A 15,332-nucleotide genomic window follows, 5' to 3' on the forward strand; every position below is an offset into this window, starting at 1 on the left:
TTTCTATTTTTAGCCTCAACCAGTAGATAAGCGGACATGACGACGAAACACGACGTAAAGACATTCCAGGGCTTCATTATGACCCTGCAGGAATACTGGGCGCAGCAAGGTTGCGCAATCGTTCAACCATTAGACATGGAAGTGGGTGCAGGCACTTTCCACCCGATGACATTTTTACGTTCATTAGGCCCAGAGCCAATGAGCAGTGCTTACGTGCAACCATGTCGTCGACCTACAGATGGTCGCTATGGTGAAAACCCTAACCGACTTCAACATTACTACCAATTCCAAGTAGTGCTTAAGCCTTCTCCAAGTAACATCCAAGAGCTATATCTTGGCTCATTAGAAGCGCTTGGTGTTGATATGGGCGTTCATGACGTTCGTTTTGTTGAAGACAACTGGGAATCGCCAACACTTGGTGCTTGGGGTTTAGGTTGGGAAGTCTGGTTAAATGGCATGGAAGTGTCGCAATTTACCTACTTCCAACAAGTTGGTGGCTTAGAATGTAAGCCAGTAACTGGTGAAATCACTTACGGTTTAGAGCGTCTTGCGATGTATATCCAAGAAGTCGACAGCGTATACGACCTTGTCTGGACTGACGGCCCTATGGGTAAAGTCATGTACGGTGACATTTTCCATCAAAATGAAGTTGAGCAATCAACGTATAACTTCGAACATGCTGATGTTGAAGTGCTATTTAAGCAATTTGATGACTGTGAAAAAGCCTGTCAAAAACTGTTAGCGCTTGAAAAACCGCTACCATTACCAGCTTATGAGCAAGTAATGAAAGCCTCGCACGCATTTAACTTACTCGATGCCCGCCATGCTATTTCAGTTACTGAACGCCAACGTTATATCTTACGTGTTCGTACTATGGCAAAAGGTGTTGCAGAATCTTATTACCAAGCACGTGAAGCGCTTGGTTTCCCAATGTGTAAGTAGAGGTAGAATATGAACGTTGAAAACTTACTCATTGAAGTGGGTACTGAAGAATTACCGCCAAAAGCATTACGTAAACTGGCAGAATCATTTCTTGCTAACTTTACTGAAGAGCTAACTAAAGCTGAGTTAGCTTATGAAAATGCAACTTGGTATGCGGCGCCTCGCCGTTTAGCAATTAGTGTTGAACAACTTGCTGTTGCGCAAGCTGACAAAGTGGTTGAGAAACGCGGACCTGCAGTTGCTCAAGCATTTGACGCTGAAGGAAACCCAACTAAAGCCGCTATGGGCTGGGCTCGTGGTAACGGAATCACTGTTGAACAAGCTGACCGTCTAAAAACAGACAAGGGCGAATGGTTATTACACCAAGCTAAAGTGGTTGGTGTTGAAACCAAGTCTTTAATTGCTGCAATGGCACAAAAGTCTTTAGATAAATTACCTATCCCTAAACCAATGCGTTGGGGTAGTAATACAACACAATTTATCCGCCCAGTTCATACTGTCACTATGCTTTTAGGTGATGAACTCGTTGCTGGTGAATTGTTAGGTATCGAATCAGCTCGCACTATTCGTGGTCATCGTTTCATGGGTGTTGATACCTTTGAATTAGATCATGCAGACAACTACTTAACTGAACTTGAAACGCAGGGTAAAGTATTAGCTGATTACCAACGTCGTAAAGACATCATTAAAGAAAATGCAGAAATAGCTGCCAAAGAAATTGGCGGCGTTGCAGAGCTTGAAGATGACTTACTTGAAGAAGTAACCGCATTAGTTGAATGGCCTGTTGTGTTAACAGCAAGCTTTGAAGAAAAGTTCTTAGATGTTCCTGCTGAAGCTTTGGTTTACACCATGAAAGGCGATCAAAAATACTTCCCAGTATTTGATAAAGCAGGCCAACTATTACCAAATTTTATCTTTGTGACTAACATTGAGTCTAAAGATCCTCAGCAGATTATTTCAGGTAACGAAAAAGTGGTTCGCCCTCGTCTTGCCGATGCTGAATTCTTCTTTGAAACTGATAAAAAACAGTCATTAGAAACTCGTCTAGCCAGCTTAGAGTCTGTTGTTTTCCAAAAACAATTAGGCACGATTAAAGCTCGCGTTGAGCGTATCTCTGCAATGGCTGGTTTCATTGCCACCAGCATTAACGCTAATAGCGAAGAAGCCGCTCGTGCAGGCTTACTGTCTAAATCTGACCTAATGACCAACATGGTGATGGAGTTTACTGATCTTCAAGGCACTATGGGCATGCATTACGCACGCTTAGATGGTGAAACTGAAGCTGTTGCAGTTGCCTTAGCTGAACAATACAAGCCTAAGTTCTCTGGCGATACTGTGCCAACAGCACCGATTTCTATCTGTGTCGCGTTAGCTGAAAAACTCGATACTTTAGTGGGTATTTTTGGTATTGGGCAAGCACCTAAGGGCGCAGCAGATCCATTCGCACTTCGTCGTGCAGCTATCGGTATTTTACGTCTTTGTTTAGAAAACAACTTACCGCTAGATTTAGTTGATTTAATTGCTAAAGCAAAAGAATTACACGGTGAAAACCTAACTAACGAAAACGTATCTGAACAGGTTCTTGAGTTCTTTATGGGCCGTTTCCGTTCTTGGTATCAAGATCAAGGTGTAGGCGTTGACGTTATTCTCGCTGTACTAGCACGTAAACCAACTGCACCTGCTGATTTTGAAAGCCGCATTAAAGCTGTGGCTCACTTTAGAACGTTAGAGCAAGCATCAGCTCTTGCTGCTGCTAATAAGCGTGTATCTAACATCTTGGCTAAAGTTGAAGGCGAAATCCCATCTACTATTGATTCTGGGCTTCTCGTTGAAAGTGCTGAGAAAGCATTAGCTGAAAAGTTAGCTGAACTGCAACCACAACTTGCACCATTATTTGCTGCAGCAAACTATCAACAAGCATTAGATCTTCTTGCTGGTTTACGTGAAAGCGTTGATACCTTCTTCGAAGATGTAATGGTTATGGCAGATGATGCAGCACTTAAGAATAACCGTTTAGCACTTCTTAATAGTCTACGTGAGCAATTCTTACATGCCGCTGATATTTCATTATTACAATAATGATATCTGAGTCATCACAACAAAAGCGCGCCTTATGGCGCGTTTTTTTATGGCTAACATCAGTGTAGATTAAATGAACATCCAACTAAAGTTACATTATAGAGTGATTAACTTTTGATGCAGTAACTCAAACTCATCATGGCTAATAGCGACTTGAGAAAGCAACTGCGACTGCGCCTGCTCTGTCAGCTTATCCACCTGTTTAAGCATCGAACATTCACTAATGATATTGGCACGCCATATTATCAAAGCCATGCTATCTGTTGGTTTGTGATGACAGTTAGCCAATTGGGTTAACGGCACTTCAAATTCAGCGGGTAATTGCCAATATTTAACAAGCAATGCGCTGAGTCCTAATGACTTGGTCGTCATGACTTGCTTAAACAATATCGAACTAGGCTGCTCACCAGGTTCAGCTTGTCGAAACGCTTCAATCATCATTTTAAAAATAGCAATTTTGCCAACGTCATGTAGTAAGCCTAAAAAGAATGCGGTATCACCATCATATTCTGCAAGTTCATTAGCTAAAAAGGCTACCTGCATAGAGTGGCGCCAAATTTCAGCGCCAAAGCGTCTGAAATAAATAGGCTTAATGTTAATCATTTCCTTCATTAAGCTTGTTCGTACAAATAGTTGTAATTGGCTTAAACCAATCTGCACAACAGCTTGTTGCAAGCTGGTGATTTGCTTATCAGAGCGTTTGAAAGCACTCGAATTACACAACTTCAATACTTCAATACTCAATACCGGATCTTGCTCTATCCGCAGAAGCAAAGACTTAGTATCGACATCTGATTGAGCTATTTGTCTGTCTACTTCTGATAATCGACTAGGTAGTTTAAGTACCTTTTCAGCAATAGCCTGCGGCGCTGTAAAAGCCTGTTCAATCTTAGTCAGCACACTGCGCTCTAAGTCATTTGCCATTGCACCTGTATCTTGGCTACTTGATGGAAATAACAAACTATAAAACAGTGCACTAGCATCAAGAACACTTGTCGGCACGGCAACGGAGACTTGCTCAGTAGTTTGTTGATGACTAGCTTGCTTTGGCCTAGACGCAACTTGTGAATTAGCTGGGCGTTTTAATAACACAGATTGTTGGCTGTCTAATGATTTAGCAGCATTGACCTCTTGGGTCGGACGAACATTAAACAACTTATAAAATAGCTTTTTAAACATGACAAAATACCACTTAGACAGGTAACAACATTGGAAAAAGCTGGTTTAAAAGGGTTAAAACTAAAAATGGGTGCCACTTGGCACCCATTTAATTTAACAGAGATGCATTATACGTCTAAGTTAGCAACGTTCAGCGCGTTGGTTTCAATGAAGTCACGACGCGGCTCTACTTGATCGCCCATTAAGGTCGTGAATAATTGGTCAGCACCAACAGCATCTTCAATGGTCACTCGTAACATACGGCGTGTTTCAGGATCCATTGTAGTTTCCCACAATTGTTCAGGGTTCATTTCACCCAACCCTTTATAACGTTGAATGTATAAACCACGTTTCGCTTCGCTCATGGTCCAGTCAAGTGCTTCAATAAAGCTCTCAACTTCTTTCATGCGCTCGCCACGTTTGATGTAACCACCTTCTTCAATCATACCGTCTAACGCTTTACCTAACTTAGCAATTAGCGTGTAGTCATTTGACTGGAAGAAGTCGTAGCTGAACAAGTAATTAGTATCAATACCGTGCTTACGAATAGTTAGGCTAGGTAAGTAAGCTTTACGCTCTGGATCTAATACTGGCTCTATGCTGTAGATAACACCATCAGACTCAAGTTCAATTAAGTCTGCGACGAATGCATCACACCACTGTTTCATTTGCCCCTCATCAGACAACATTTCATTTGAAATGCCTGGATGGTGGATCATGCGATTAGTAATCGACTCAGGGTAGCGTTTAGCTAAACGTTCAATAATCGCTTCAACTTCACGGTACTGAGCCACTAAACGCTCTAGTGGTTCACCTGACATGCCAGGTGCACCAGCAGTTGGGTAAATATGAGTGCCATCTAACGCTTGCGTTGTTAAGTACTCAGTTAATGCTGGCTCATCTTTTAGATATTGCTCTTGCTTACCTTTTTTAACTTTAAATAAAGGTGGCTGTGCAATATAGATATAACCGCGCTCAATCAACTCTGGCATTTGACGGAAGAAGAAGGTCAATAGCAGCGTACGAATGTGCGAGCCATCGACGTCGGCATCGGTCATGATGATGATGTTATGGTAACGAGTCTTTTCTGGGTCATAGTCTTCACGACCAATACCACAGCCTAATGCAGTAATCAGTGTTGCCACTTCTTGAGAAGAAAGCATTTTATCAAAACGTGCTTTTTCAACGTTTAGAATTTTACCTTTAAGCGGAAGAATCGCTTGGTTTTTACGGTTACGTCCCTGCTTGGCTGATCCGCCAGCAGAGTCCCCTTCCACTATGTAGATTTCAGAAAGGCCAGGGTCTTTCTCTTGGCAATCTGCAAGTTTACCAGGTAAACCGCCTAAATCTAATGCGCCTTTACGACGAGTCATTTCACGGGCTTTACGTGCCGCTTCACGAGCGCGCGCTGCATCAACAATCTTACCGACAATCAGTTTAGCATCGACAGGGTTTTCTAATAGGTAATCATTTAACTGCTCACCCATTGTTTGTTCTACTGCACCTTTAACTTCACTTGATACCAATTTATCTTTGGTCTGTGAGCTAAATTTAGGGTCGGGTACTTTTACTGAAATAACCGCGGTTAAACCTTCACGAGCATCATCACCCGTTGCACTGGTTTTACCTTTCTTATTGAAACCTTCGCGCTCCATGTAGTTATTTAAGTTACGTGTTAATGCACCACGGAAACCCGCTAAGTGAGTACCACCATCACGCTGTGGAATGTTGTTGGTAAAACAGAAAATACTTTCCTGGTAACCATCATTCCATTGCATTGCTACTTCAACTGTAATGCCATCTTCACGCTCATGGGTGAAATGGAAGACATCTTTGTTAATAGGTGTTTTGTTACGGTTTAGGTAATCAACAAATGCGCTAATACCACCATCGTATTTAAAGAATTCATCACGCTCATCACGCTCGTCAACCAAGCGAATACCCACACCTGAGTTCAAGAATGATAATTCACGCACACGCTTGGCAAGAATATCAAAGTGGAACAAAGTATCAGAGAAGGTTTCAGGGCTTGGCCAAAAACGGATATGAGTACCAGTTTTATCAGAGTCGCCTACTGGAGCAATTGGGGCGTCAGGTACACCCATAGTGTAAAACTGTTCGTAAATATGGCCATCACGACGAATGGTCATTTGCAGCTTTTCAGACAGCGCGTTTACTACTGAAACACCTACACCGTGCAAACCACCAGATACTTTGTATGAGTTATCATCAAACTTACCACCAGCATGAAGTACGGTCATAATAACTTCAGCTGCTGAAACCCCTTCCTCTTCATGGATAGCAACTGGGACACCACGGCCATCATCTGTTACAGACACTGAGCCGTCAGCATGAATGGTTATAGTAATGTCATTACAGTGGCCAGCTAAGGCTTCATCGATAGAGTTATCGACCACTTCGAATACCATGTGATGAAGACCCGTACCATCATCTGTATCACCGATGTACATCCCTGGTCTCTTACGAACTGCATCAAGGCCTTTTAAAACCTTAATACTCGAAGAATCATAACTATTCTCTGACATATTTCTCTCTCGTTTTTATTCAACTACCGTGACTTGCCCATGTTCCACATGAAACATTTTACTTGGCGGGCTTGCCAGCGAATCGACTATTGCAACAGGATCAATCGCTGTGACAAAAATTTGTGCACCGGTTTCGGTTAACTGTTTTAGCAATAGTTGCCTATGTTGTGCATCCAACTCAGATGGAAGATCATCCACAAGGTAAATACTATGCTTGTTTTGTTGTTCTTGAAGCAATTTGCCTTGTGCAATACGCAGTGCACAGACTAATAATTTTAACTGTCCTCGGGATAATGCATCCTGCACAGGAAGGTTGCCAACGCGTAATCGTAAATCCGCTTTATGTGGTCCACTGCCTGTATTTCCCGATGATAAATCTCTGTGATATTGAGTTTCGAGTAACTCTGCAAAATCCGTTTTGCTATCCCAGCCGCGAGTAAAGGAAACTTTAATATCAACTCGTGGTAAAAACTCTTTGATTATACCCTTAAGTAGCTCATTTAACGAGTCTACATATTGATTTCGTATCGAAGTAACTTGTTCAGCATACCGTACCAATTCCTTATCCCAAAATTGAATTGTGGCATAAGAAGAACCATCTCTAAGAAGTTGATTTCTTTGCTTTAAAATTCTTCTTGTATTCACCCATGCTTGATAAAAATTAACGTCCGCATGAAAAGCGCCCCAGTCGATAAATTGTCGGCGGGCTTTTGGGCCTTCAAATAGCAAAGAAAAACTTTCCGGTGTGATAACTTGAATGGGTAATGTTTCAGCCAAAACCGACAAACGCTTCACTTTGTCGCCATTTAATTTGACATCAATATCGCCATTTCGAAAACGTCTTAAACCTAATTTAGCTTCGCCCGAAGCCATTTCTAGTTGAGCAAATAAAGTTAAACTATCTTGCTCAATATTAATCACTCTTTGAGATAAATGACTGCGAAAAGAACGCCCCATTCCCAAAAAATATATAGCTTCTAATATACTGGTTTTTCCGCTGCCATTTTCACCATAAATCAGATTTAAACCTGACTCTGGTTGTAATGACGCCGAAAGGATATTGCGAAACTGGGCGATATTAAGACGGGTTAAACTCATGAGTGGTAATTTCTCAAACCTATCAACAAAGAAGTAAAACTAAAAAAGGTGCCTTAATGTAGCACCTTTTGGGATAAAAACGTCGCAGTAATCTATTTAGATCATGTCAAAATTATAAACGCATAGGCATCACGACATACATTGAATCTTCTTCGGCGTGGTTTTCTATCAACGCACTCGAGTTTCCATCAATCAGAGTGATTCTGACGTCGTCACTGGCTAAGTTATTTAATACATCGAGTAGATAACTCACATTAAAGCCAATTTCTAAGTTTTCAGAATTGTATTCAACGTCGATAATTTCTTCTGCTTCTTCTTGCTCAGGGTTGTTTGCTGTAATGCGCAATAATCCTGGCTCAAGCTGAATACGAACCCCACGGAACTTCTCATTCGATAAAATTGAAGCGCGAGTTAATGCTTGTTTTAAATGATTACGACTCGCGACTACAATCTTATTACCGCCTTTAGGTAACACGCGACGATAATCAGGAAAACGTCCATCAACAAGCTTACTGGTAAATACGGCATTATCGGTGGTGGCACGAATAGCACTATCACCAATAGCAATATTAATCTCTTTGTCTTCGCTCTCTAATAAGCGCGACATTTCAACCACACCTTTACGCGGCACAATCACTTGCTTTTCTGGTAATTCGATACCAATATCACGATGACTGAGTGCTAAACGGTGTCCATCTGTCGCAATCGCTTTTAACGAGTTACCCGCAGTTTCAAAAAGTAAGCCATTTAAATAGTATCGAACATCTTGGTTCGCCATTGAGAACTGGGTCGAATCAATAATCGACTTTAATGTGCCCTGCTTTAAACTGAATTCAATCTCTGCTTGGAAAGCTTCAACATTGGGGTAATCAGATGCTGGCAAAGTGGCTAAAGAAAAACGGCTACGGCCTGAGCGTAATAACCATTTGTTTTCTTGTTGTTCAATTTTGATTTCGACTTGTTCAGGAAGAGACTTGACGATATCTAAAAGCTTTTTAGCGGGAACAGTCGTGCTACCGACTTCAATGTCACCTTGAATAGGCGCTTGGCCTACAAGCTCCACTTCTAAATCCGTACCTGTCAGCTTAAGTGAGTACTCACTAACTTCCACGAGTAGATTAGATAAAATCGGCAAGTTATGACGTCTTTCTACTGCGCCACACACTAATTGAAGTGGTTTTAATAGGGCATCCCTATCAATTGAAAATTTCATTCGTCTCAATTTCCTGATATTAAGAAGATAATGTACGTATCAAGTTAGCATAATCTTCTTTAATGTCATGACTTTCTTCACGCAATTGGGCAATTTTTCTGCATGCGTGTAATACGGTAGTATGATCACGACCTCCAAAGGCATCCCCAATTTCAGGCAAGCTTTGGTTTGTGAGTTCTTTTGATAATGCCATCGCTACTTGACGAGGTCTCGCAACACTACGAGAACGACGCTTAGATAGCATGTCAGCCATTTTAATTTTGTAGTACTCAGCCACGGTCTTTTGAATATTATCAATCGTGACCAGTTTTTCTTGTAGCGCTAATAAATCACGCAATGCTTCACGAACAAAATCAATCGTAATCGGTCGACCAGTAAAGTTAGCATTGGCAATAACACGGTTTAATGCGCCTTCTAATTCACGCACATTTGAACGTAAACGTTTGGCAATAAAGAACGCCACTTCATCTGGAAGGTTAATGCCACTCTCTTGTGCTTTACGCATCAAGATCGCCACACGAGTTTCCAGTTCAGGCGGCTCAATAGCAACCGTAAGACCCCAACCAAAACGAGATTTTAAACGATCTTCTACCCCATCGATTTCTTTAGGGTATTTATCAGATGTCAAAATGATCTGATGATTACCTTCTAATAGTGCATTGAAGGTATGAAAGAATTCTTCTTGTGAACGATCTTTATTGGCAAAGAATTGAATGTCATCAATAAAGAGTGCATCAACACTACGGTAATAACGTTTGAAATCTTCAATCGCATTATTCTGTAATGCTTTAACCATATCCTGAACAAAACGCTCAGAGTGCATATAAACCACTTTAGCATTGGGATTATTTTTAATAATCCCATTGCCTACTGCATGCAATAAATGGGTTTTACCTAAACCGGTGCCGCCATATAAAAATAATGGGTTGTATGCACCACCTGGGTTTTCTGCCACTTGCAGCGCTGCAGCTTTACCTAGTTGGTTTGATTTACCTTCAACGAAATTATCAAACTGATAAGTAGGATTAATATTACTGCGATGATTAGCATGCTCAACAGGCTCAGCTTGAGTATTAAATGCTGTACTGACACGCGGCTTAGCTTGTGTACTTTGCGGCTGTCTAACTTCTGCTTTTACTGGTGCAGGAGTTCTGACTGCTGACGGGCGGCTACCAATATCAAAACGCAGCTTAGGGGCATTTCCACCTAACTGTTCAGTAAAAAATTGATTGATGATATTGATGTACTTATCTCGAACCCAATCGAGTACAAAACGATTAGGTGCATAAAGTACCAAAGTATCGCCATCCATTTCAGCTTGTAGCGGACGGATCCACATACTGAATTGCTGCGCAGAAAGTTCGTCTTGCAGCCTGTCGATACATTGTTGCCAAAGTGAAACCGCCACTTAATATTCCTTAATATCGTTTGTTGAAGGAGGGGTATTCTATCGTTAGATCTCAATGATCGCTATCGATAAAAAAATTTTTATCCCCAGCCTGATCATTGTATGTGGATATCTGTGATCTTTAAAGATCAAAAACGATCCAATTAATCGCATTAGTTCGCAGATCCTGCTTTATTAACCGATCACTCTTGATCTATAATAGCCGCGCTTTGATCTCGTTAAACAGCCTTTGATCCACTACATGTAGTGTTGATTCACAGAGTTATCCACATCCTGTGGTGAATTATTGGAGTTTAATGAAAAAGTAATTAGGTAAAAATTGTGCATATAGCTACTTTCCTTGTTGACGGTAGTGATTAAAGTGATTACAATTCGGCCTCTTTTTTGCCCTTGCCTCTTATTTTAAGAATGTAAGGTTTATTAACTACTAAATATACGGATTGCCAAAATGAGTAAACGTACTTTTCAACCAAGCAACCTGAAGCGTAAGCGTTCTCACGGCTTCCGCGCACGTATGGCCACTGTAGGCGGCCGTAAAGTGATTGCACGTCGTCGTGCAAAAGGTCGCGCTCGTTTATCTGCTTAATCGGTAGATATTCATAGTGACTAGCTATGCTTTTACGCGGGAGTTACGTCTGTTAACTCCCGCGCAATTCAAATCTGTATTTTCAAATCCCATCAAAGCATCTTCTGCTGAAATAACTCTGCTCGCTATACCTAATTCAGAACAACATCCTCGTATTGGATTAACAGTTGCAAAACGTTTTGTTAAAAACGCCAGTGATCGTAATCGTATTAAGCGAATAATCAGAACAAATTTCCGTTTAAGTCAGCACGACATTCCAAATCTTGATATTGTTGTCTTGGTTCGAAATGGTGTGGTCGATATGGAAAATGCAGAACTACATAAGTTAACAGAGAAGTTATGGCGCAAACTCAGTCGCCGTTACAATGGCTAGCCACTAAGGCTATTCGTGGTTACCAACTTCTTATCAGCCCCATGCTGGGACCTCGCTGTAGATTCAACCCAACGTGCTCTTATTATGCGATTGATGCAATAAAAACGCATGGAACTGCGAAAGGTTGTTGGCTTGCAGCGAAACGCATACTAAAATGTCACCCTTTACATCCCGGCGGAAGTGATCCCGTCCCCCCTAAAAATGACAGGTGTAACAAATAGGCTATGGAATCTCAACGCAATTTAATGCTTATCGCACTACTGTTTGTCAGTTTTTTACTTTGGCAAGCATGGCAAGACGATAAAGCACCACAACCGACAGCAACACAATCGGTTGTTCAAACGAATAACGTACCTTCGTCAAATATTGGCGATGTACCCGATGCTGATTCAAGCATGCCTGTTCAATTACCGGCGACTCAAAATCTGATTACAGTTAACACTGATCAGCTAAACATCAAAATCGACCCAGTAGGTGGTGATATTGTTTATGCTGCACTTGTTGACCATAAAGTTGAAATCGATAGCGATGAAGCTTTTGTTCTTTTAGAGCAAAACGGTGCATTCAATTATATTTCTCAAAGTGGCTTAATCGGACGTGATGGTATTGATAGCAGTACTCACGGTCGTGCTCATTTTTCTGCTGAATCAGAACTATATGAATTAGCAGCTGGCCAAGACACTTTATCTGTACCATTAAGCTATGTAGATGCAAATGGCGCAAGCTATACCAAAGTATTTACTTTCACTCGTGGCCAGTTTGATGTGACCGTTGATTACAATGTAAACAACACCACAGCAGCGCCGCTTCAAATGCAAATGTACGGTCAGATTAAGCAAACCGTTCAAGCATCTGAAAGCAGTATGATGATGCCGACTTACCGTGGTGCCGCATTCTCTACTCAGAATGTTCGTTACGAAAAGTATGATTTTGAAGATATTGCTAAAAGTAACTTAAACCAACAAACACTAGGCGGTTGGGCAGCAATGCTTCAACATTACTATGTGTCGGCTTGGGTACCACCAGCAAATGATTCGAACACTATTTTCACCAGCATGAGTGCTGGTGGACAAGCCAACATTGGTTTCCGCGGTGCGGTGCATGATATTGCTCCAGGTACCCAGCAAACTATTAGTGCTCAGTTCTTCGTAGGTCCTAAAGACCAAAAAGCACTTTCTAGTATTTCTGAAACCTTAAACCTTGTAGTTGATTATGGTTTCCTTTGGTGGCTAGCAATCCCTATTTACAAGTTACTGATGTTCTTCCAGTCAATTGTAACTAACTGGGGTATGGCTATTATCTTAATTACGTTATCTGTTCGTGGTCTTTTATATCCACTGACTAAAGCGCAATACACCTCAATGGCGAAAATGCGTAACCTACAGCCTAAACTTGCTGAACTGAAAGAACGTTTCGGTGATGACCGTCAAAAGATGGGTCAAGCTATGATGGAGCTGTACAAGAAAGAAAAAGTTAACCCTATGGGTGGCTGTCTTCCTATCTTGCTGCAAATGCCTATTTTCATCGCATTATACTGGGTACTACTAGAAAGTTATGAATTGCGTCATGCACCATTCATGCTTTGGATTGACGATTTATCGGTTCAAGATCCTTACTACGTACTACCGTTACTAATGGGTGTGTCTATGTGGTTAATGCAGAAAATGCAGCCTATGGCACCAACCATGGATCCTATGCAAGTTAAGATGATGCAGTGGATGCCAGTTATCTTTACTGTGTTCTTCCTATGGTTCCCATCAGGACTAGTTCTTTACTGGTTAGTTGGTAACTTAGTGGCAATCACACAACAAAAGATTATTTATGCCGGTTTAGAGAAAAAAGGCTTAAAATAAGTCATAGCTCGAACTGATATAATCTTTAAAGGCGGCTATTAAGCCGCCTTTTCCTTTACTATTTTCAACAAGGTTTTCTTCAATGACAGACACTATCGTGGCACAAGCAACCGCACCAGGTCGTGGCGGCGTCGGTATCATTCGTGTATCAGGTGATAAAGCAACTGAAGTCGCACAAAGCGTTTTAGGCCATTTACCTAAAACCCGTTATGCCGACTACTGTGACTTTAAAAGTGTGACTGGTGAAGTCATTGACCAAGGGATAGCCTTGTTCTTTAAAGGACCTAACTCCTTTACTGGTGAAGATGTATTGGAACTACAAGGTCACGGCGGCCAAATCGTATTAGATATGCTAATAAAGCGTGTTATGGAAGTCGATGGGCTTCGTATAGCTAAACCGGGTGAGTTTAGTGAGCAGGCCTTTATGAACGACAAGCTTGATTTAACCCAAGCAGAAGCCATAGCTGACTTAATTGATGCCACCAGCGAGCAAGCCGCTAAAAGCGCGTTAAACTCGCTCCAAGGTGAGTTCTCGGATGAAGTACATCAACTCGTTGAGCAAGTGACTAACTTGCGTTTATACGTCGAAGCAGCGATTGATTTTCCAGATGAAGAAGTCGATTTTTTATCAGACGGTAAAATTGCTAACTCGCTTTATAACATCATCGACAAACTCGATTCTGTGCAAGCCAGTGCTAAACAGGGTTCGATTATTCGCGAAGGCATGAAAGTTGTCATTGCAGGTCGCCCTAACGCGGGTAAATCTAGTTTATTGAATGCGTTAGCAGGTAAAGAATCCGCTATTGTGACTGAAATAGCTGGCACGACTCGTGATGTTTTGCGCGAGCATATCCATTTAGATGGCATGCCACTGCATATTATTGATACCGCTGGTTTACGTGATACAGCTGATACGGTTGAAAAAATTGGGATTGAGCGTGCATGGGATGAGATAGCAACTGCAGACCGGGTGTTATTCATGGTTGATGGCACCACGACTACCGACGTTAATCCACATGATATTTGGCCTGACTTTATAGACCGCCTGCCATCAAGACTTGGAGTCACCGTTGTTCGTAACAAAGCCGATTTAACCGGCGAGCCTGTTATGACCACAGATGAGCACGGTTATAACGTTTATCGCATTTCAGCTAAAACAGGCTTAGGCGTTGAAGAACTTAAACAACACCTTAAGACCCTCATGGGTTATCAAAGCAACCTTGAGGGTGGTTTTATCGCCCGTCGTCGCCATTTAGAAGCATTAGACTTAGCCGCAAGCCACTTACAACTGGGTAAAGAACAACTGGAAGTGTATTTGGCTGGGGAATTACTCGCAGAAGAGCTACGAATGGCTCAGATGGCATTGTCAGAAATTACCGGTAAGTTCACCTCAGATGATCTCCTCGGTAAAATCTTTAGTTCTTTTTGTATTGGTAAATAGCCCTTATGAGTTTAGCAAATACCGTCATCGTACTCGATTTCGAAACCACCGGCTTATCACCTGATAACGCTGATAGAGCCATTGAAATTGGTGCAGTTAAACTGGTTGATGGTGAAGTGGTTGAATCGTTTCAAGAATTAATGAACCCAGGATGTCGGGTAAATAGTTTTATTGAAAACTACACAGGTATTAGCAATCAAATGCTGCAAACAGCCGATAACTGCGAAACTGTCATGGCGCGGTTTGCTGATTTTATTGGAGACTTCAACCTTGTAGCCCATAACGCCAGCTTTGATAAGAAATTTTTAGATGCCGAGTTTCAGCGAATTAATCACCAATACTCAGGTCAGTTTGCTTGCTCTTTATTGCTGTCTCGCAGAATAAGTCAAGATGCGCCAAACCATAAGCTCGGAACCTTGGTTGATTACCACCAACTCCCCAATAATGGTGTTTTTCACCGTGCGTTAGCCGATGCCACGATGACGGGTCATTTATGGCTCCACCAGCTTGAAACAATTAAACTACACCAACCTCAGCAAGCTGTGACTTTTGATAAAATTCAAAAAATTACAGGTATGCCAAAGGCGAAAGTCATGGCCTTTTTAGCACAATAACCTTTCAACAAAGTAATTAAG

The 15,332-nt window shown here is 41.6% G+C and carries 13 protein-coding genes; 8 read left to right on the plus strand and 5 right to left on the minus strand.

Annotated elements, in window-relative coordinates:
- Positions 1-36: 36 nt before the first annotated feature.
- Together glyQ and glyS are read left to right on the plus strand one after the other, a co-directional pair.
- A complete protein-coding gene (glyQ, locus tag K5Q58_RS13115; protein WP_153915680.1) occupies positions 37-942 on the plus strand; it encodes a glycine--tRNA ligase subunit alpha in 906 nt (301 codons plus the stop codon).
- A gap of 9 nt (positions 943-951) precedes the next feature.
- Positions 952-3,021 carry a glycine--tRNA ligase subunit beta gene (gene glyS, locus K5Q58_RS13120; RefSeq protein ID WP_220754381.1) on the plus strand — a complete coding sequence of 690 codons (2,070 nt, stop codon included), beginning with the start codon at positions 952-954 and terminating at the stop codon, positions 3,019-3,021.
- Between the two features lie 96 nt (positions 3,022-3,117).
- On the opposite strand, the gene K5Q58_RS13125 is transcribed toward glyS, so the two are convergent.
- From K5Q58_RS13125 to dnaA, 5 genes are all read right to left on the minus strand, one after another.
- On the minus strand, positions 3,118-4,200 hold the full coding sequence (locus tag K5Q58_RS13125) for an HDOD domain-containing protein (protein ID WP_220754382.1): 1,083 nt from the start codon (positions 4,198-4,200) through the stop codon (positions 3,118-3,120).
- 107 nt (positions 4,201-4,307) lie between these two features.
- Positions 4,308-6,725, minus strand: a complete 2,418-nt coding sequence (gyrB, locus tag K5Q58_RS13130) for a DNA topoisomerase (ATP-hydrolyzing) subunit B (RefSeq protein ID WP_220754383.1) — start codon at positions 6,723-6,725, stop codon at positions 4,308-4,310.
- Positions 6,726-6,740: 15 nt separating this feature from the next.
- Positions 6,741-7,823 carry a DNA replication/repair protein RecF gene (gene recF / locus K5Q58_RS13135; protein WP_220754384.1) on the minus strand — a complete coding sequence of 361 codons (1,083 nt, stop codon included), beginning with the start codon at positions 7,821-7,823 and terminating at the stop codon, positions 6,741-6,743.
- Positions 7,824-7,935: 112 nt separating this feature from the next.
- On the minus strand, positions 7,936-9,036 hold the full coding sequence (gene dnaN / locus K5Q58_RS13140) for a DNA polymerase III subunit beta (protein WP_220754385.1): 1,101 nt from the start codon (positions 9,034-9,036) through the stop codon (positions 7,936-7,938).
- 19 nt (positions 9,037-9,055) lie between these two features.
- Entirely contained in the window at positions 9,056-10,444 is a 1,389-nt protein-coding gene (gene dnaA, locus K5Q58_RS13145) for a chromosomal replication initiator protein DnaA (protein ID WP_220754386.1), read from the minus strand.
- A 448-nt stretch (positions 10,445-10,892) separates the two neighbouring features.
- On the opposite strand from dnaA, the gene rpmH reads away from it, so the two are divergent.
- The 6 genes from rpmH (at position 10,893) to K5Q58_RS13175 (ending at position 15,311) form a co-directional block, all read left to right on the plus strand.
- Positions 10,893-11,030: a 50S ribosomal protein L34 gene (gene rpmH / locus K5Q58_RS13150; protein ID WP_011867659.1), complete on the plus strand. Its 138-nt coding sequence runs from the start codon at positions 10,893-10,895 to the stop codon at positions 11,028-11,030.
- Between the two features lie 16 nt (positions 11,031-11,046).
- The gene (rnpA, locus tag K5Q58_RS13155; protein WP_102529117.1) at positions 11,047-11,403 is read left to right on the plus strand and encodes a ribonuclease P protein component; all 357 of its coding nucleotides are present in this window, start codon (positions 11,047-11,049) and stop codon (positions 11,401-11,403) included.
- Complete coding sequence (yidD, locus tag K5Q58_RS13160) at positions 11,370-11,624, plus strand: membrane protein insertion efficiency factor YidD (protein WP_220754387.1); 255 nt, start codon at positions 11,370-11,372, stop codon at positions 11,622-11,624. The genes rnpA and yidD overlap by 34 nt, the downstream gene beginning before the upstream one ends.
- Positions 11,625-11,627: 3 nt before the next feature.
- Complete coding sequence (gene yidC / locus K5Q58_RS13165; protein ID WP_220754388.1) at positions 11,628-13,256, plus strand: membrane protein insertase YidC; 1,629 nt, start codon at positions 11,628-11,630, stop codon at positions 13,254-13,256.
- Positions 13,257-13,338: 82 nt separating this feature from the next.
- Complete coding sequence (gene mnmE / locus K5Q58_RS13170) at positions 13,339-14,697, plus strand: tRNA uridine-5-carboxymethylaminomethyl(34) synthesis GTPase MnmE (RefSeq protein WP_220754389.1); 1,359 nt, start codon at positions 13,339-13,341, stop codon at positions 14,695-14,697.
- Positions 14,698-14,702: 5 nt separating this feature from the next.
- Complete coding sequence (locus K5Q58_RS13175; RefSeq protein WP_220754390.1) at positions 14,703-15,311, plus strand: PolC-type DNA polymerase III; 609 nt, start codon at positions 14,703-14,705, stop codon at positions 15,309-15,311.
- Positions 15,312-15,332 lie beyond the last annotated feature (21 nt).

Source organism: Shewanella sp. KT0246 (assembly GCF_019654955.1).
GTDB classification, from domain to species: Bacteria; Pseudomonadota; Gammaproteobacteria; order Enterobacterales; family Shewanellaceae; genus Shewanella; species Shewanella goraebulensis.

Coding starts and splice junctions, on each gene's coding strand:
- glyQ (WP_153915680.1), top strand. CDS start 37: ATGACGACGAAACACGACGTAAAGACATTCCAGGGCTTCATTATGACC.
- glyS (WP_220754381.1), top strand. CDS start 952: ATGAACGTTGAAAACTTACTCATTGAAGTGGGTACTGAAGAATTACCG.
- K5Q58_RS13125 (WP_220754382.1), bottom strand. CDS start 4,200: ATGTTTAAAAAGCTATTTTATAAGTTGTTTAATGTTCGTCCGACCCAA.
- gyrB (WP_220754383.1), bottom strand. CDS start 6,725: ATGTCAGAGAATAGTTATGATTCTTCGAGTATTAAGGTTTTAAAAGGC.
- recF (WP_220754384.1), bottom strand. CDS start 7,823: ATGAGTTTAACCCGTCTTAATATCGCCCAGTTTCGCAATATCCTTTCG.
- dnaN (WP_220754385.1), bottom strand. CDS start 9,036: ATGAAATTTTCAATTGATAGGGATGCCCTATTAAAACCACTTCAATTA.
- rpmH (WP_011867659.1), top strand. CDS start 10,893: ATGAGTAAACGTACTTTTCAACCAAGCAACCTGAAGCGTAAGCGTTCT.
- yidD (WP_220754387.1), top strand. CDS start 11,370: ATGGCGCAAACTCAGTCGCCGTTACAATGGCTAGCCACTAAGGCTATT.
- yidC (WP_220754388.1), top strand. CDS start 11,628: ATGGAATCTCAACGCAATTTAATGCTTATCGCACTACTGTTTGTCAGT.
- mnmE (WP_220754389.1), top strand. CDS start 13,339: ATGACAGACACTATCGTGGCACAAGCAACCGCACCAGGTCGTGGCGGC.
- K5Q58_RS13175 (WP_220754390.1), top strand. CDS start 14,703: ATGAGTTTAGCAAATACCGTCATCGTACTCGATTTCGAAACCACCGGC.